The 17,016-nt window shown below is 72.4% G+C and carries 13 protein-coding genes; 2 read left to right on the forward strand and 11 right to left on the reverse strand.

What is annotated here, in order from left to right; genetic code table 11:
* Positions 1-330: 330 nt before the first annotated feature.
* A complete protein-coding gene (locus ASC56_RS06105; RefSeq protein WP_055490199.1) occupies positions 331-1,338 on the reverse strand; it encodes a stage II sporulation protein M in 1,008 nt (335 codons plus the stop codon).
* Between the two features lie 119 nt (positions 1,339-1,457).
* On the opposite strand from ASC56_RS06105, the gene ASC56_RS06110 reads away from it, so the two are divergent.
* The gene (locus ASC56_RS06110) at positions 1,458-2,447 is read left to right on the forward strand and encodes an RDD family protein (RefSeq protein ID WP_107309193.1); all 990 of its coding nucleotides are present in this window, start codon (positions 1,458-1,460) and stop codon (positions 2,445-2,447) included.
* 141 nt (positions 2,448-2,588) lie between these two features.
* Here the strand turns inward: ASC56_RS06110 and ASC56_RS06115 are convergent, their stop codons facing one another.
* The 8 genes from ASC56_RS06115 to ASC56_RS06145 form a co-directional block, all read right to left on the reverse strand.
* Positions 2,589-3,203, reverse strand: coding sequence for a hypothetical protein (locus ASC56_RS06115; RefSeq protein ID WP_055490201.1), 615 nt, complete (start codon positions 3,201-3,203; stop codon positions 2,589-2,591).
* A gap of 201 nt (positions 3,204-3,404) precedes the next feature.
* Positions 3,405-4,862 carry an adenosylhomocysteinase gene (gene ahcY, locus ASC56_RS06120; RefSeq protein WP_055490202.1) on the reverse strand — a complete coding sequence of 486 codons (1,458 nt, stop codon included), beginning with the start codon at positions 4,860-4,862 and terminating at the stop codon, positions 3,405-3,407.
* Positions 4,863-5,182: 320 nt separating this feature from the next.
* On the reverse strand, positions 5,183-6,160 hold the full coding sequence (locus ASC56_RS06125; protein ID WP_055490203.1) for a cation diffusion facilitator family transporter: 978 nt from the start codon (positions 6,158-6,160) through the stop codon (positions 5,183-5,185).
* Positions 6,161-6,324: 164 nt separating this feature from the next.
* Entirely contained in the window at positions 6,325-7,476 is a 1,152-nt protein-coding gene (gene manA / locus ASC56_RS06130; protein ID WP_055490204.1) for a mannose-6-phosphate isomerase, class I, read from the reverse strand.
* A 63-nt stretch (positions 7,477-7,539) separates the two neighbouring features.
* Positions 7,540-8,667, reverse strand: a complete 1,128-nt coding sequence (locus ASC56_RS06135) for an SIS domain-containing protein (protein WP_055490205.1) — start codon at positions 8,665-8,667, stop codon at positions 7,540-7,542.
* A 28-nt stretch (positions 8,668-8,695) separates the two neighbouring features.
* Entirely contained in the window at positions 8,696-8,866 is a 171-nt protein-coding gene (locus tag ASC56_RS37605) for a Trm112 family protein (protein WP_079102319.1), read from the reverse strand.
* 150 nt (positions 8,867-9,016) lie between these two features.
* Positions 9,017-10,381 carry a phosphomannomutase/phosphoglucomutase gene (locus ASC56_RS06140; RefSeq protein ID WP_055490206.1) on the reverse strand — a complete coding sequence of 455 codons (1,365 nt, stop codon included), beginning with the start codon at positions 10,379-10,381 and terminating at the stop codon, positions 9,017-9,019.
* A 112-nt stretch (positions 10,382-10,493) separates the two neighbouring features.
* Positions 10,494-10,871: a DUF3499 domain-containing protein gene (locus tag ASC56_RS06145; protein ID WP_055490207.1), complete on the reverse strand. Its 378-nt coding sequence runs from the start codon at positions 10,869-10,871 to the stop codon at positions 10,494-10,496.
* Positions 10,872-11,261: 390 nt separating this feature from the next.
* On the opposite strand from ASC56_RS06145, the gene ASC56_RS06150 reads away from it, so the two are divergent.
* Positions 11,262-11,711: a metallopeptidase family protein gene (locus ASC56_RS06150; RefSeq protein ID WP_055490208.1), complete on the forward strand. Its 450-nt coding sequence runs from the start codon at positions 11,262-11,264 to the stop codon at positions 11,709-11,711.
* A gap of 22 nt (positions 11,712-11,733) precedes the next feature.
* Here ASC56_RS06150 and ASC56_RS06155 read toward each other — a convergent pair whose 3' ends face one another.
* Entirely contained in the window at positions 11,734-13,281 is a 1,548-nt protein-coding gene (locus tag ASC56_RS06155) for a DUF5719 family protein (protein WP_055490209.1), read from the reverse strand.
* Positions 13,278-16,934, reverse strand: a complete 3,657-nt coding sequence (locus ASC56_RS06160) for a glycosyltransferase family 2 protein (protein ID WP_079102321.1) — start codon at positions 16,932-16,934, stop codon at positions 13,278-13,280. Before ASC56_RS06160 ends, ASC56_RS06155 begins: the two co-directional genes overlap by 4 nt.
* Between the last annotated feature and the right edge of the window lie 82 nt (positions 16,935-17,016).

Here is a 17,016-nt window from a genome sequence, read left to right on the forward strand (position 1 = left end):
GTTTCCGACTCTATCAGACCTTCTCGATCCGATTTCCTCGGTGCTTTCCAGGTTCCCGCTCTCGCGTTTCCCTTTCCGGCGCTCCCGACTTTATCAGAGATTTCAGAGCCGATTGATCGGCGTCGATTTCTCATACATCGGGATGGGCTTCGCGGAATCGATGTTCCGGAAGCAAGCAGATCGCTCAATGTCCCAGGGTGGACACGTCCACCTCCAGGCAACTGTTCGAATCTACCTCCCCACTCGGTCCGTGTCAACAGCTCTCGTGGGGCGAAGAGGAGACTAGCAGGTCAACGCCGCGTGACGCACATCCGGCAGGGCTGCTGGACATCACGCCGCCGTCGGAACCGTCGCGCTGCGCTCATCGGCCTCCACATCACCCGTGTCGCCGGCCCGAGCCGCTCGTCCGCCCAGGACATGGACGTAGGTGAGGAAGGCCAGCTCGGCGACGATCCCGATCGCTATGCGGGCCCAGGTCGGAAGGCCGGACGGCGTCACGAAGCCCTCGATGGCGCCCGAGACGAACAGGACCAGCGCGAGGCCGATCGCCATGCCCAGGGCTGCCCGGCCCTCCTCGGCCAGCGCGGTACGGCGGGAACGGGGCCCCGGGTCGATGAGGGTCCAACCGAGTCGCAGACCCGTCCCGGCGGCCACGAAGACGGCCGTCAGCTCCAGGAGGCCGTGCGGGAGGACCAGGCCCAGGAAGGCGTCGAGCCGGCCGGCCGACGACATCAGGCCGATGCCCACCCCGAGGTTCAGCATGTTCTCGAAGAGGATCCAGAGGACCGGGAGGCCCAGGAAGATGCCGAGGACCAGGCACATCGCGGCGGCCTGGGCGTTGTTCGTCCACACCTGGGCGGCGAAGGCGGCGGCGGGATGGCTTGAGTAGTACGTCTCGTACTCACCGCCGGGCCGCGTCAGGTTGCGTAGCTCGCCTGGGGCCGCGATCGAGGACTGGACCTCCGGATGGGTGCCGATCCACCACCCCAGGAGCGCCGCCACGACCGTGGAGAACAGTGCCGTGGGGATCCACCAGCGACGCGAACGGTAGACCGCGGCGGGGAACCCGTATGCGAGGAAGCGTGTGACATCGCGCCACGAGGCGCGGCGCGTGCCCGTCACGGCGCTGCGCGCGCGTGCCACCAGCTGGCTGAGCCGGCCCGTCAGCTGGGGATCCGGCGCACTGGACTGGATCACCGAGAGGTGGGTGGCGGTGCGCTGGTAGAGGGTGACGAGTTCGTCCGCCTCGGCTCCGGTGAGGCGGCGCCGGCGGCGCAGCAGGGCCTCCAGGCGGTCCCACTCGGCGCGGTGGGTGGACACGAACACGTCGAGGTCCATGGGATGGCTGCTCCTCGTCCTCTCGTACTGCGTGTCAGCTTGTCGTACTGCGGCGCGATGTGCCCTCAGCTTGGCAGACTGTCGTATCCCGGGGGTGGGTCAGGGGAAGGACGGCAGACGTGAGTGAGCTAGTGACGGGTGAGGCGGTGGCGCTCGAGCTGCGCCCCGCGAGGCTGCCGAGCCGGACGCTGGCGGTGTTGCTCGATCTGGCGGTGACCATCGCGGTCTACGTCATCGTGATGATCGCCCTGTTGGCGTCCACATCCGGACTGGACGACGCCGCGCGGGTCGCGGTGTCGATCGCGGCCTTCCTGCTCGTGCTGGTGGGGGGCCCGATCGCGGTGGAGACGCTCAGCCACGGCCGTTCGCTGGGGAAGCTGGCCTGTGGGCTGCGGGTGGTGCGGGACGACGGGGGGCCGATCCGGTTCCGGCACGCGTTGGTCCGGGGCGCGGTCGGTGTGGTGGAGATCCTGATGACGTTCGGGGTCGTGGCGTGCGTCGCCTCCCTGGTGTCGGCGCGCGGCCGACGGCTCGGTGACGTGTTCGCGGGCACGCTGGTCGTACGGGAGCGGGTGCCCGCGGGGCGCGCGGCCTTCGTGCCTCCGCCGCCGCCCTGGCTCGCGGGCCGGTTCTCCGAGTTGGATCTTTCGGCGGTTCCTGACGGGCTGTGGCTCGCGATCCGCCAGTACCTGACGCGCATGCAGCAGCTGGATCCTCAGGTGGGCCGGACGCTGGCGGAACGTCTCGCCGCGGACCTCGCGGCGCGTACGGGGGCGCCGGCGCCGCACGGTGTTCCGCCGGCCGCGTATCTGGCGGCCGTGGTGCAGGAGCGACGGGCCCGTGAGACGCGGCGGGCTTTCGGCGGCGGCGAGGGTGGAGCCGTGGGCGTGAGCCCGGAAGCTCAGTGGATCCCGGCCGGTCCGGCCCCGACGCCCCAGCACGCTCCCGCCCCGTCGGCCGAGGTGGGTCCTTGGTCGGTTCCCGGCCCGGACGCAGCGGGCGAGACGGCCGGGCGGCCCGGTCGGTCGCAGACGTACGGCCGGCCCGAGGCGTCGGTGCCGGACGAGCCGTCGGAGCGGCCGTCCACCGGGTTTGCGCCGCCCGCCTAGCCAGGGCGCTTCTGACGGAGACGGTGCCCGCCCGGCTGACGGGAACCGATGACCGCTGCATCGGTCGGCCTTGGAGCGGTCGGACTCGTGCGACCCCGATGCGGACGCGGTCCGTCTCCGTGCCGGCCTTCGGCCGGGACGTCAGGTGAACACCGACGGCGGCGAATCGAGGTGCTCCAGCTCGATGCCGGGTGCCGCGAGCACCACGTCGCCGGAGATGTGGACGGTGTGCCGCTCCCCCGTGTCCAGGGCCGTGACCTGGTACTCGTCCACGATCAGGGGGGCGTTGTCAGTGGCGTGTGCTTCTCTTGCGATCAGGGCCCAGGACTGGTCCACGGTGCGGGGGGCGAGGACCGGATCGGTGAAGGCGACGAGGCGTACGCGCGTCGCGGAGGACGAGGGGGTGAGGCGCAGGAGACGAGCGGTGGCGACGAGGAACGCCGGGGACGTGCCGGTGAAGGCGTGGGCGCGGACAGTGCCTTCGATGGCATGGGTGCCGGTGGGGTCGGTGCGGACCCAGGTGACGCCGTCGAGGGCGGCCCCCCGTACCTGCCAGCCCCCGGCGTGCAGTTCGAGGCGGATGGGACGGCCGAGGTCGTCGAGGGCGAGGTCGACGGAGCCTGCGTGGTCGCCGGAAGGGGTGGTCAGCTGGGAGACGTAGCGCCAGCCGGAGGGGCCGGGCGCACAGTGGAAGTGTTCTTCGGCGAGGAGAGTGTGGTCGTGCGGGTCGTGAAGCGAATATCGGCCGCGGGGCATGAGGGTCCTGGGTCGTGAGGGCTGGTCGGGCCAGTCTGCCTGGTCCGGCCAAAGGGGCAGGCCCCCGGCACGGGGGTGCGGGGGCCTGCCTCGGGACCTGCTGCCGGGGGCGCGGAGTGCACGGACGTGCTCACACCGTGCGCGTCGGGCTCGCGTACGCCCACAGCCTGTGGCGTACGCGCACCCGGGCGCCGTAGGTGATCAGTAGCGGTAGTGGTCCGACTTGAACGGGCCCTCGACGTCGACGCCGATGTACGCCGCCTGCTCGGGGCGCAGCTTGGTGAGCTTCACGCCGAGCGCGTCCAGGTGGAGGCGGGCGACCTTCTCGTCGAGGTGCTTGGGGAGCGTGTACACGCCGGTGGGGTACTCGTCGGGCTTGGTGAACAGCTCGATCTGGGCCAGCGTCTGGTCCGCGAAGGAGTTGGACATCACGAACGACGGGTGACCGGTGGCGTTGCCCAGGTTCAGCAGGCGGCCCTCGGAGAGGATGATGATCTTCTTGCCGTCGGGGAAGGTCCAGGTGTGGACCTGCGGCTTGACCTCGTCCTTGACGATGCCGGGGATCTTGGCGAGACCGGCCATGTCGATCTCGTTGTCGAAGTGACCGATGTTCCCGACGATCGCCTGGTGCTTCATCTTGGCCATGTCGTCGGCCATGATGATGTCCCGGTTGCCGGTCGTGGTGATGAAGATGTCGGCCTTGTCGACGACCTCGTCGAGGGTCGTGACCTGGTAGCCGTCCATGGCCGCCTGCAGCGCGCAGATCGGGTCGATCTCGGTGACGATCACGCGGGCGCCCTGTCCGCGCAGGGACTCCGCGCAGCCCTTGCCCACGTCGCCGTAGCCGCAGACGACCGCGGTCTTGCCGCCGATGAGGACGTCGGTGGCGCGGTTGATGCCGTCGACCAGGGAGTGGCGGCAGCCGTACTTGTTGTCGAACTTCGACTTGGTGACGGCGTCGTTGACGTTGATCGCCGGGAACAGGAGGGTGCCCTCACGCTGCATCTCGTACAGGCGGTGGACGCCGGTCGTGGTCTCCTCGGTCACGCCGCGGATCTCGGACGCCAGCTGGGTCCACTTCTGGGGGTTCTCGCCCAGGGTGCGGTGGAGCAGTTGGAGGATGACGCGGTGCTCGTCGGACTCGGCGGTGTCCACCGAGGGGACCTTGCCGTCCTTCTCGTACTCGACGCCCTTGTGGACGAGGAGGGTGGCGTCACCGCCGTCGTCCAGGATCATGTTCGGGCCGCCGGTGGGGCTGTCCGGCCAGGTCAGCGCCTGCTCCGTGCACCACCAGTACTCCTCCAGGGTCTCGCCCTTCCAGGCGAAGACGGGGACGCCCTGGGGGTTGTCCGGCGTGCCGTCCGGGCCGACGGCGATGGCGGCCGCCGCGTGGTCCTGGGTGGAGAAGATGTTGCAGGACGCCCAGCGGACCTGCGCGCCCAGGGCCACCAGGGTCTCGATGAGCACGGCGGTCTGGACGGTCATGTGCAGGGAGCCGGTGACACGGGCGCCGGCCAGGGGCTGAGCCTCGGCGTACTCCTCGCGGAGCGCCATCAGACCGGGCATCTCGTGCTCGGCGAGGGTGATCTCCTTGCGGCCGAACTCGGCCAGGGAGAGGTCGGCGACCTTGAAGTCCTGTCGGTTCTCGACAGTCGTCATTACGGGCTGCTCCTCGGGATCGGGTCGAGGTGGGTAGGGCTGGTCTGCGCGGCGGCGGGCACAGGCGTGCCCGAAAGGGGACACAGGCATGCCACCGTGCGCGCAGCGCAGTCCGTCGGAGGCCCTCTCTCCCTCGGTCGGCCCGCACGGGGCCGCCCGACCGCCATCAGCAGCGACGTCTGGCTCCCTCCCAAGCTACACCGGAGGACCCGGCCGTCCCCAGTCCGCCCGCGGACAGATCACGCCGATCACGGGAGACGGCCGGAATTGCACCAGGGCGCCCATGGGCGGGCTGTCGACGCCGCCCTCCGGGGCGGGATTCAGTGACCGGTCGTCCGCGGCGGGCCTCCCGGCGTCGCCTCGGGGTCCGGACCCTTCGCCGCCTCGGCCTCGCTGTAGATGTCCGGTTCCAGGTAGATGACGCGGGCGATCGGGACGGCGGCGCGGATGCGGGCCTCGGCGGCGTTGATCGCGGAGGCGACCTGTGCGGCCGTGTCGTCGTGCCGGACGGCGATCTTGGCGGCGACCAGCAGTTCCTCGGGGCCGAGGTGAAGCGTGCGCATGTGGATGATGCCGGGGACGCTCTCGCCGTCGACGATGGCCGCCTCGATCTTCTTGACCTCCTCGGCGCCCGCGGCCTCACCGAGGAGCAGGGACTTGGTCTCGGCGGCGAGGACGAGCGCGATCAGGACGAGGAGCACACCGATGCAGACGGTGCCGATGCCGTCCCAGACACCGTCTGAGGTGAGGACCGCGAGGCCGACGCCGCCGAGAGCCAGGACCAGACCGATGAGCGCGCCGAAGTCCTCCAGGAGGACGACCGGCAGCTCGGGGGCCTTGGCACGGCGGACGAACTGCGCCCAGGACAGCTTGCCGCGCAGTTGGTTGGACTCCTTGATGGCGGTGCGGAAGGAGAAGCCCTCGGCGACGACCGCGAAGACGAGCACGCCCACCGGCCAGTACCAGTGCTCCAGTTCGTGCGGGTGCCGGATCTTCTCGTAGCCCTCGTAGATGGCGAACATGCCGCCGACCGAGAAGAGGACGATCGAGACGAGGAAGGCGTAGATGAAGCGCTCGCGGCCGTAGCCGAACGGGTGCTGCGGGGTCGCCTGGCGCTGGGACCGCTTGCCGCCGATCAGCAGCAGGAACTGGTTGCCGGAGTCGGCGAGCGAGTGGACGCCCTCGGCGAGCATCGACGACGAGCCGCTGAAGGCGAACGCCACGAACTTCGCCGCCGCGATCGCGAGGTTGGCGCCGAGTGCCGCCACGATCGCCCTGGTGCCGCCTGACGCGCTCATGTGTTCGCGTTGTCCTTTCGTACGCCGTTCCCGGACCCGGTCGTATGCCTTCCGGCGACGGCCGGGCCTTTGCCCGTCCTTTGCCGGTGGGCCATTGTTGCAGCCCGGTCGGACGACGGCGCGGCGGGCCTGGCAGCGGTCCGCCGCGCTCCGGAGGGGCGGGGTCAGGCGGCGACCGTGGCCCGGAAGACCGTGCCGGGGCCGGACACTTCGGCCTTGTCGTCGGCCGGTACGAAGACCGACTCACCGGGGCCGAGCACATGCTCCCCCGCGCGTACGGAACCCGCAGTGCACAGCAGGATCTGCGGGGTCGCGCGCGTGAGGTCCTGCGGGGCGGCGCCCTCCGGGAGGACGTACCGGGACAGGCGGAACTCGTCGATGGGGGTCTCGTAGACCTCCTCGCCGTCGGGCGCGGCCTCCGGGCGCAGGACGCCGGGGTCGCTCGCCTCGAAGCGGACGATGCGCAGCAGTTCGGGCACGTCGACGTGCTTGGGGGTCAGGCCGCAGCGCAGGACGTTGTCGGAGTTGGCCATGATCTCGACGCCGAGGCCGTTCAGATAGGCGTGCGGGACGCCGGCGCCCAGGAAGAGGGCCTCGCCGGGCTGCAGTTGGACGTGGTTGAGCAGCATGGCCGCGATCACGCCCGGGTCGCCGGGGTAGTGGTGGGCGATGTCGGCGTACGGCGCGTAGGAGCCGCCGAGGCGGTCGCAGGCGGCCGCGGCCTCGGTGACCGTGCGGGCCATGCCCTCGGGGTCGGCGGTCAGGACGGCGGTGAGGACCTCGCGCAGGGCGGCCTCTTCGGGGCGGGCGTGCAGCAGGTCGACGTACGGCTTGAGGGAGTCGACGTCGAGACCCGCGAGCAGTTCGGCCGCGGCGTCGGGCGCACGGAAGCCGCACAGGCCGTCGAACTCGGTGAGGGCGCAGATCAGTTCGGGCTTGTGGTTGGCGTCCTTGTAGTTGCGGTGTGGCGCGTCGATCGGGATGCCGCGCTGCTCCTCGTCCTCGTAGCCCTCCTTGGCCTGCTCCAGGTCGGGGTGCACCTGGAGGGAGAGCGGGGCGCCGGCGGCGAGGATCTTCAGCAGGAAGGGCAGCCGGGGCCCGAACCGGGCGACCGTGGCGTCGCCCAGCTCTTGTTCCGGTGCCTCGTCGATCACCTCGTTGAGGGGGCCGCGCGCGGTGCGCGACGGTGCGCCCGGGTGGGCGCCCATCCACATCTCCGCCTGCGGCTCACCGGTCGGTTCCACGCCGAGGAGCTCGGGAATGGCGGTGGTCGAACCCCAGGCATAGGGGCGGATGGTGTTGTCGAGGCGATCCATGGGTGTCTTTTCTCCGTACTTACGCTGCTCGGCGGGCCGCCGAGCAGTAGGCCTGAGCCAAGATCAGGCCCCCGAAGCGAGCGCCACGTAAACAGCGGCGAAATCCGTGATGGCGATCAGTTCCGCGAGGGTCTCCAGTTCGCCGCCGTCCTCCGGTTCGAGTTCGCTGATCGCCGTGTCGTGGCTGAGGGCCAGGTCGCGTGCGGCGGGGGCCGCGCTCAGGCCGCCGATCGGGCGGTCGCGCAGGAGGACCACGCGCGCGTGGAGGGCCTGTGCCTCCTCGACGCGGTCACGGAAGAAGTCGTCGGGGTCGGCTCCGGCGGCGAGTGCGCCGGACAGCAGGACGCTGTGCGAGGCGAGCGCCTCGGGCAACTGCGCGGTGAGCGCTGGGCGTCCGGCCAGCTCGGCGAGCGCGGCGGCGAAACGGCGCCCGGCCGGCGCGGCGGAGACGCCCTCCGTCCAGATCACCGGGAGCGACTCGGCGAGCTCGGCGGCGAGGTTCTTGGCGGGGTTGCTGTAGGTCGCGATCGCCGGCCCGCAGCGCTCGGCGACCTGGTCGAGGCGGTCGGCGACCCTCTCCAGGGCGTCGGGCGGCGCGGAGAGCAGCCCGGTGCGGTCCAGGAGGGCGAGCAGCGGGGTGAGCAGGGCCCACAGGACACCGGGCGCGGCCGCGGTGAGGGGCTCCTCCTGGTCGTACGGGGCGGTGGCCATCGGCACGAACAGGCCGTGCGCGCCGGCCACCGCGTCCGTGACCGGGGAGCGATCGGGGGCCACGGCGACGACGGTGCAGCCGCGGCGGTAGGCCTGGTCCACCAGGAGCGACAGGCCCGGTTCGGTTCCGTCCGGTGTCGCGATCAGCAGCAGGTCGACCGGGCCCGCCCAGCCGGGCAGCTCCCAGCGCAGGGCGCCGGCGGCCGGGGCGACACCGGTCGGGTGGATGCGGGTGACCGGGCAGGCGGCGCCCGCGAGGGTGTCGAGCAGTTCGGCGACGCCCACGGAGGCGGTGCCGGGGCCCGCGATGAGGACGGCGCGCGGGCGGCCGTCGGGCTTCAGGTCGTTGATCCCCGCCTCGGCCGCGTGTCGCACGGCGGTGCGGACCCGGGCGCCTGCCTCGGCGGCGCCCCGCAGCAGTGCGCGACGGTCTGCGCGCGCCAGCCCCTCGGGGTCGTCGAGCAGCGATTCGTCCAGCATGGGCGGCAGCCTCCGATCGCCGGGTCCGTTACGCGGGGCGGCGGGCCTCGTCGACGAGCAGGACCGGGATGCCGTCCCGGACCGGGTAGGCGAGGCCGCAGTCCTGGCCCGTGCAGACCAGCTCGCTCTCCTCCTCCTTGAGCGGGGCGTGGCACGCCGGGCAGGCGAGGATCTCGAGGAGGCCGGCTTCGAGCGGCATGGCGGGTCCCTTCGGAGCGGGTGCGCTTGGCCTGGTCAGAGTACCGCTGCGGTGGGCGGCACGCGGGGGTTGGGCAGGGTCCGGCTCCCCCTCCTCGCCCCGCCCGCGAGCCTCACGGGCTCGCGGGGAGGAGGAGCCGTGCCCGCGCGGTCAGCCGCGGATGATCTCCAGGGCCTCGTCACGGATCTTCGCCATGGTCGCCTCCTCCTTCGCCTCCGCGTTCAGGCGGAGCAGCGGCTCCGTGTTGGAGGGGCGGACGTTGAACCACCAGTCGGCGGACGAGACGGTCAGACCGTCCAGCTCGTCCAGTTCGACACCCTCGCGGCCCTCGTACACCGCCTTGATCGCGGCGAGGCGGCCCTTCTGGTCGTCGACCGTGGAGTTGATCTCGCCGGAGCCCACATAGCGGTCGTACTCGGCGACCAGCTGCGACAGCGGGCCCTCCTGGCCGCCCAGGGCGGCCAGGACGTGGAGCGCGGCCAGCATGCCCGTGTCGGCGTTCCAGAAGTCCTTGAAGTAGTAGTGCGCGGAGTGCTCACCGCCGAAGATCGCGCCGGTACGCGCCATCTCGGCCTTGATGAAGGAGTGGCCCACGCGCGTGCGCGCCGGGGTGCCGCCGTGCTCCCGTACGACCTCGGGCACCGACCACGACGTGATCAGGTTGTGGATGATCGTGCCCTTGCCGCCGTGCTTGGCGAGCTCACGCGCGGCGACCAGCGCCGTGATCGCGGACGGCGAGACCGGGTCGCCGTGCTCGTCGACGACGAAGCAGCGGTCGGCGTCGCCGTCGAAGGCGATGCCGATGTCGGCGCGCTCCTCGCGCACCCGCCTCTGCAGGTCGACGATGTTCTTCGGGTCGAGCGGGTTGGCCTCGTGGTTCGGGAACGTGCCGTCCAGCTCGAAGTACATGGGGACGAGGTCGATCGGCAGCCCGGCGAACACGGTCGGCACCGTGTGCCCGCCCATGCCGTTGCCCGCGTCGACGACGACCTTCAGGGGGCGGATGGAGGTCAGGTCGACGAGGGAGCGCAGGTGCGCGGCGTAGTCGTCCAGCGTGTCCCGCCGTGTGATCGTTCCCGGCGTCGCAACCGGCTCCGGCGCGCCCGAGTCCAGCCACTGCTCGGCCAGCACGCGGATCTCGACGAGACCCGTGTCCTGGCCGACCGGGGCGGCGCCCTTCCGGCACATCTTGATGCCGTTGTACTGCGCCGGGTTGTGCGAGGCGGTGAACATCGCGCCCGGCAGGTCGAACGCGCCCGAGGCGTAGTACAGCTGGTCCGTCGAACACAGGCCGATCTCGGTGACGTCGACGCCGCGTTCGGCGGCGCCGCGTGCGAAGGCACGCGACAGGCCAGGGGACGAGGGCCGCATGTCATGGCCGATCACGATCGCGTCCGCGCCGGTCACCTGTGCGAAGGCCGCACCGAAGAGTTCGGCGAGCGGCTCGTCCCACTGGTCCGGGACCACCCCGCGTACGTCGTACGCCTTCACGATCTGCGACAGATCAGCAGCCACGGCCAACCCTCCTGAGGTCTCAACGAATGACCCCAAACTACCTGCTGGGACTCAGGCCCGGAGGCCGCTCCCGGGGGTCGGCCGGACAGTTCCCACGGAGTTCATACCGGGCTCAGGTGTCCGGCGAGCGCAGCACCCGCAGATGACCGCGGCGGGCGACCTCCATCGGGTCCGCCGTACGAGCGCTGCCGCCGCCCGCCTCCGCCGCCCGCTGCTGGGGGCGGGCCGCCTCGCGCACCGCGTTGGCGAGTGCTTCGAGGTCGTCGCCGCTGGGGCGGGCGGGGGCCGAGCCGTCCAGGAGCCGCACGACCTCCCAGCCGCGCGGCGCGGTCAGGCGCTCGGAGTGCTCGGCGCACAGGTCGTAGCAGTGGGGTTCGGCGTAGGTGGCGAGCGGGCCGAGGACCGCGGTCGAATCCGCGTAGACGTACGTCAGCGTCGCGACGGCGGGTCGGCCGCAAGCGGTGCGCGAACAGCGACGTACAGGGCTCACGACGTTGGACGGTACCGCACTCTTGAGCGGGCCGCGACGACTCTCCCCCAGGTCACTCCACCGTGTCGTGCTGTGAAACGCCCCACAGGCCCCTCCGGGCGCGCCTCACTGACCTGCGGGGACACCCTCTGCGGAAATACCGGGACGCGCTGGAAGCGGTCACCACTCGGTACAAACCTCGTCAAATTTCTCGAGCACGGCGGTCTCGGAGAGATAAGGAATCGAGCCCAAGCTTGGCTGGAATGGTCATCCGGCGACATGCCCTACCGCCTCGGCATACATCCGACCGCTCCTGCGGCGGCGAGCCGGCTGGACATGGCGCGGCGCGGCGGGCGTACGCCCGCGTGGACCGGGGCGCGGGACCCCACCGAGGACTAGGCTTCGTCAGTGATGGACACCCCCGTACCGCCCCGCGCCGCCGCACCCGGGCCCCGCCGCCGTGACCGCCACGGCAGAGGCATGCGCGGCCCCGTCGCACCGCCCCAGGTGCCGCTCGCCGCCAGCCGCGCCGAGGTGTTCGCGGATCTGGTGCAGGACTCCGTGGAGCGTCTGGAGCGGCGCTGGCCGCAGCTCGCCGACATCGATTTCCTGGTGCTCGAGGTGCCGCGTCTCGACGGCCCCGGCGCGACCTGGAGCGACGAGGCGGTACCGCTGGGAGGCACGATCCCGGCCCAGGACGGCCGCCGGGCGCGCGTGGTCGTCTACCGCCGCCCGGTCGAGATCCGCACGAAGGGCCGCGACGAGCGGGCCGCCCTGGTCCATGAGGTGGTCGTGGAGCAGGTGGCGGAACTGCTGGGGCTGACCCCGGAGACGGTGGATCCGCGCTACGGCGAGGACTGACCCCCGAGAGCCCCGGGGGCCATTACTTCTTCAGCAGCACCGAGAGGTCCTGGTTCGCTTCCGGCACCGCCACCGTGCCCCGGTCGTCCGGCAGGGTCTGCACCGTGAACGCCGGTACGCCCTCGGTGGTCGTCTCAAGGGTCCGGGCGGCGTAGACCGGTCCTCCGGAGACGGGCTCCACGGTGAGCGCGTAGGTGCCCTTGAGGCCGCTCGGCACGGGTGCGTCCACGTCCTGTGTCGTACCGCCCTTGAGCGTGTACTCCTTGGTCACCGCCGTGCCGCCCTCGCTGCCTGCGGACGCGGTGACCTTCACCGTGGCCGAGCCGCCGGGGGCGCTCAGCGCCAGCGTGGTGCCCTTGGCGGTGTTGCCGGCGACCGACGCGCGCGTGCCGACCGGCGCGGTGGCCGGAATGAAGGCCGTCTCCTGCTTGTCGCCCTTGCCGCGGACCACCCGCAGGGCGGCGACCACGGGGACCGGGGTGCCGCTGGGCGTCAGCACCAGGGAGCCCGCCTCGCCGCGCGTGACGTCACCGAGGTCGACGGCGGTGGTCATGCCGGACTTCACGTGCAGCGTCTCGTTCCCGGCCGGGGTGATCAGGCCGGAGGGCGAGGAGAGGCGCACCTTCAGGTCGGCGTCGGCGTCACCCGGGACGAAGGCGACCAGGCGGACGTCCGTGGCGTCCTTGGGGATGCCGGGCATCACCAGGGAGCCCGCGGGGTCCGTGGAGGCGGCCAGCCAGTCGCCGCCCAGCTTGTCGTCGAGGGCCTGCACGGCTGCGGCGACCCGTCCGCTGCGGGCGCTGACGTGGACCGTGAGGTCGGCCTCCCGCGCGCTGGTGAGCGTGGACAGCAGGATGGGCTCGCTGGAGTGCGGCTGGACGGTGATGCCCTCGCCGACCGTCGACTTGAGGTTGCCGTCCTTGCCGTACATCTCGATGTCGACGGTCGCTGCGGAGTCGTCCGGGTTGGTCAGGTGCACGTAGTCGGTGCGGGAGCCGGCGGTGCCGGCACCCGGGAACCAGAACTGGGTGTCCGGGGCGGTGCAGTTGGTGCCGAGCAGACCACGGCCGCTGCCCGCGGCGATCTGGGTCGTCTCCTGGACCGTCCAGCCTGGGGCGAACCGGCCCGTGGCGGTGCCGATCAGGGCGGGCAGGTCGGCGCCGGATCCGGCCCCGGTGACCGGCGTGCCGGGCTCCTTGGGCGTCACCGTCGGCGCGTTGGACTGCTTCTTGTCCTTGGTGCCCTTGCCGCTCTTGCCGGAACCGGAACCGGTCGCGGAGCCGGAGCCCGTCTGCGAGCCGTCCGCCGACTGCGCGGACGCGGCGGTCAGTTCGGCCTTGCCGCTGCCGCTCGCGCCCTGCGCGACGGGCGTGAAGGACGTGTACGAGGTCTCGGCGATGTCGGAGGTGCTGGGCTCGGGGCACAGCAGCCGGGTCTGCTCCACGGGCAGCCGGGCCGCCGTCTTCGCGGTGCCGCCGCCGGAGGCGGCCGGGGCGGTGAGCGCCGCGAATCCGGTGACGGCGGCGAGCGCGGTCGCGCCGGCGATCAGGGACAGGGTCGTGCGGTTCACTGCTGGCTCCCGTCGGGGCGCTCACTGTCGGTGCCGTGTGCCGGGTCGTACGGCGTGGCGTAGCCCTGGGTGTACGTCGGGTCGTAGTGCGCCGTGTTCCCGTAGCCGTACGGGTCGTACTGGGCGCCCTGGTAGGGGTCGGCCTGGTAGGGATGCTGCTCGTACGTGCCCGGCGCGTACTGCTGGGCGCCCGGGTACTGCTCGCCGCCGTACGTGCCGTACTCCGTGCTCGCGTAGGCCGCCGTGTCCCACTCGTCGTACGACTGCTGCTGCGGGATCGCGGCGGGGGCGGGGACTTCCTCCGCCGGAAGTGGGGTCTCGGCTTCCTGCCCGGCCTCCTCCGCCTCGGCCTGGGCGCGCAGACGGCGGGCGCGGCGGCCGTCGCCGGTGATGTCCTGCGCGGGCACCGACCGCTGCTCGGGGAGGTCGTCGTCGACGTCCCGGCGGCGGCCGGGCAGGGCGAGCACCACGAGTACCACGGCGAGCGATCCCTGCGCCCACAGCCAGGCGGTGTGGCCCAGCGGTGGGTCGTACGTGACGTCCAACCTGCCGCCGGATGCGGGCAGTTCGAAGCCCTGGGCCCAGCCGTCGACCGTGGTCCGGGTGAGCGGTCGGCCGTCCAGGGTGGCGGTCCAGCCCGCCGCGGCCGTGTCGGCGATCCGCAGCACACGGCCCGCGCCCCCCGAGGGGATGGTGGTGTGGATGTCGACGGGTCCCGCCGCGACGGGCTGCGGTGCGGCCGAGCCGGTGACGATCGCGGCGCGGGAGACCTGCCGGTCCAACCGCCACAGGGCGCTGCCGTCCTGCTGGCTGAGCCGGGTCAGGCCGGGTGTGGCGTCCAGGACGCGGCCGATGTCGCGGGGCGCGCCCTTGCGGACGAGGACGTAGCGTACGGCGAAGCCGCCGAGTTCGTCGGCCTGGTCGGCGCCGGAGCCCGCCACGAGATTGGCGACGACCTTGTCCAGCGTCCTGTTGCCGCCGTCCGCGGCGAGTTCGCCGTCGCCGAGGCGGGCTCCGGAGCCGCGGACCAGGGTGTAGCCCACGCGCGCGGTGGAGTTGCCGTCCAGGACGAGGGTGCGGGCCTGGTCGCTGGTGCCGCCTTCCTCGGCGACGAACGCGGGCACCTGTACCGGGTCGCGGCGCTCCACGGGCCCGTCGGCACCGCGGACCATCCATCCGGCCGCGATGAGCAGCGGTCCGGCCGCGGCGGCGAACGCGATGAGTGCGGCGACCGGCTGGCGCCAGCCGAAGCTCTGCTCGGCCACGCGCGTGTGCGCGCCGTCCGCGCCGATCGCGGCGGCGGCCAGCAGCGCGAGGCCGTAGACGAGGGTCGCGGGTCCGGCCCAGGTGGAGCCGTTGGACAAGGCCGCGAGGACGAGCGCCACCAGGGCGACCGCCCACGCCGTCCAGATGCCCCCCTGGCGCTCGCTGCGCAGCAGGGCGGCCAGCGCGGCGAGGACGACACCGAGGAGCATCAGCCCGCTGACGGTGCCGGGGCCGCCCGGGCTCGCCCCGAGCAGGTCGGAGGCCGAGGCCGCGCTCTTGCCGTAGGCGAGACCCGCCTCCTTGAAGAAGCCGAAGGGCAGTAGTGACAGGGACCAGGGGGCGAGCACCAGCAGCGGCGTGCCGACCTGGACGAGGAAGCGCAGTCCGTAGGCGACGATGTCCGTCCTGCGCACCGCGAGCAACGCCAGGCCGAGGACGACGGCGATGGGCCACACGATCGGTGTGAACGCGGTGGTGATCGTCAGCAGGAGGGCGTACGCCCAGCTCGCGCGCCAGCTGCCGCGGGCGCCGGACGCGTGGGCGAGTCCGCCGGCCGCTATGGCCGCGCGCGCGATGAGCGGCAGCAGGACCGCGAGGACCGCCGTGCCGATGTGGCCGCCGGCGAGGGCGCCGGTGGCGGCGGGCAGGAACGCGTACGCGACGGACGCCCATGCGCGCAGCAGCCGCGACTCGACCAGCGGACGCGAGGCGAAGTACGCGGTGAACCCGGCCAGCGGCACCGAGCAGACGAGCAGCACCGTGACCGCGAGCCCGGTCGAGCCGAACAGGATGCTCGCGAGGAGGGCGACGAGCGCGATGTAGGGCGGCGCGGGCTGCGTGCCGCCCGCGCCCACCGGATGCCAGGCGTCTAGATACCGCGACCACAACTCGGAGGAGTCGGCGGGCGCGGGCAGCAGCGCGCCGCCCGCGAGCGCGCCACCGCCGAGCAGGGCGCGGCAGGCGATGAGCGAGAAGAGCAGGAGGACGACGAAGAGCACCGGTCCGGGCTTGCGGGCGATGCGCTTGAGCCGGGCGAACTGTTCGACCTCCAGGAAGTCGGCGTCGTCGCCGCCGGGTCCGGACTCCACGGCGCCGCCGTGCCGACCCGCCGAGGAGACCTCGGGGTCGGAGCGGCCCACCAGGTTGCTCGCGACCTGTTCGACGGTGGCCCGGATGGTCGCTCCGGGCGGCGGGAACAGCGGGCGCAGCTCGTCCTTGTCGACCTGCGGACGGCCGCGCCTGCGTCGGCCGGCGATGATCCGCTCGGGCCGCAGCAGTGTGCCCAGCAGACCGCGTATCTCGTCGACGGCCTGTCCGGGGACCTTGCCGACGAGATACGCCACCGTGCGCAGCAGGGTGCCGAACACCAGGCGGACCAGGACCCAGGGCAGCTGTGCGGTGGTGGCGTTGACGAGGAGGGTGTAGACGGCGCCCGCCTTGTCGACCTTGTGCGGGGAGGCCGCGGTGCGGCCCACGCAGTCGACGCTGCGGCGCTCGCGGGAGGCCGCCTCGGCGTGTCGTACGACCGCTTCGGGGGCGACGAGGACGCGGTGTCCCGCGGCCTGGGCACGCCAGCACAGATCGACGTCGTCACGCATCAGGGGCAGGTGCCGGTCGAACCCGCCCAGCTGCTCGAAGACATCGCGGCGGATCAGCATGCCTGCCGTGGACACGGACAGCACCGGGCGGACGTGGTCGTGCTGGCCCTGGTCCTGTTCGCGGCGGTCCAGGCCGGTCCAGCGGCGGCCGGAGTTGGCGATGGTCACGCCGACCTCCAGAAGCTGCCTGCGGTCGTACCAGCCGCGGAGCTTGGGGCCGACGACCGCGATCTCGCGGCCCAGTTCGTGTTCGTTCTCCACGACGCGCAGCAGCTGGGCGAGGGCGTCCGGTTCGGGGGCGCAGTCGTCGTGCAGGAGCCACAGCCACTGCACCGGCTCGCCGTACGGCAGCTCCGGCAGGTCGTACGCGTCGTCGCGCCAGGTGCGGGTGACGGGGTCCCAGCCGCTCGGGCGCTTGAGATAGGGCAGGTCGTCCGGGGTCAGCACGGCCGCGCCGCGGTCGGCCTCCTCCACGGCCTGGCCGAAACCGGTGCGCCGCGCGAGGTGCAGGACACGGTCGGCACCGAGGGCCTCGCTGAGCAGCTGCGCGGATTCGTCCGCGCTGCCGGTGTCGGCCGCCACGGCGTTCTGCACGGGACGCTCCTGGCCGAGCAGCCCGGCGAGCGCGTCGGGCAGCCAGCGGGCGCCGTCGTGGGCCACGAGCACCGCGGTGACCACGTGACGCGGAAACTCGGGCGGGCGGGCCGGGTCGAACGGCGCGGGGCGGGTCGGGTCGAACGGCGTCGCGCCGGCGCCGTGTTGGACCGCTGAATGACTGTGCACGGACATCGAGGTACGGGCCCCGGTTCGATGGACTGCGGTGGACGCCTGTGCCCCGAGGGGGCAGCGGAGCGTCTCGGACGGAGGCCCA

This window comes from Streptomyces sp. TP-A0356 (assembly GCF_001417775.1).
Classification (GTDB): domain Bacteria; phylum Actinomycetota; class Actinomycetes; order Streptomycetales; family Streptomycetaceae; genus Streptomyces.

Excerpts from the sequence above, each read along its gene's own strand:
- ASC56_RS06105 (WP_055490199.1), bottom strand. The coding sequence starts at position 1,338 with ATGGACCTCGACGTGTTCGTGTCCACCCACCGCGCCGAGTGGGACCGC.
- ASC56_RS06115 (WP_055490201.1), bottom strand. The coding sequence starts at position 3,203 with ATGCCCCGCGGCCGATATTCGCTTCACGACCCGCACGACCACACTCTC.
- ahcY (WP_055490202.1), bottom strand. The coding sequence starts at position 4,862 with ATGACGACTGTCGAGAACCGACAGGACTTCAAGGTCGCCGACCTCTCC.
- ASC56_RS06125 (WP_055490203.1), bottom strand. The coding sequence starts at position 6,160 with ATGAGCGCGTCAGGCGGCACCAGGGCGATCGTGGCGGCACTCGGCGCC.
- manA (WP_055490204.1), bottom strand. The coding sequence starts at position 7,476 with ATGGATCGCCTCGACAACACCATCCGCCCCTATGCCTGGGGTTCGACC.
- ASC56_RS06135 (WP_055490205.1), bottom strand. The coding sequence starts at position 8,667 with ATGCTGGACGAATCGCTGCTCGACGACCCCGAGGGGCTGGCGCGCGCA.
- ASC56_RS37605 (WP_079102319.1), bottom strand. The coding sequence starts at position 8,866 with ATGCCGCTCGAAGCCGGCCTCCTCGAGATCCTCGCCTGCCCGGCGTGC.
- ASC56_RS06150 (WP_055490208.1), top strand. The coding sequence starts at position 11,262 with ATGGACACCCCCGTACCGCCCCGCGCCGCCGCACCCGGGCCCCGCCGC.
- ASC56_RS06160 (WP_079102321.1), bottom strand. The coding sequence starts at position 16,934 with ATGTCCGTGCACAGTCATTCAGCGGTCCAACACGGCGCCGGCGCGACG.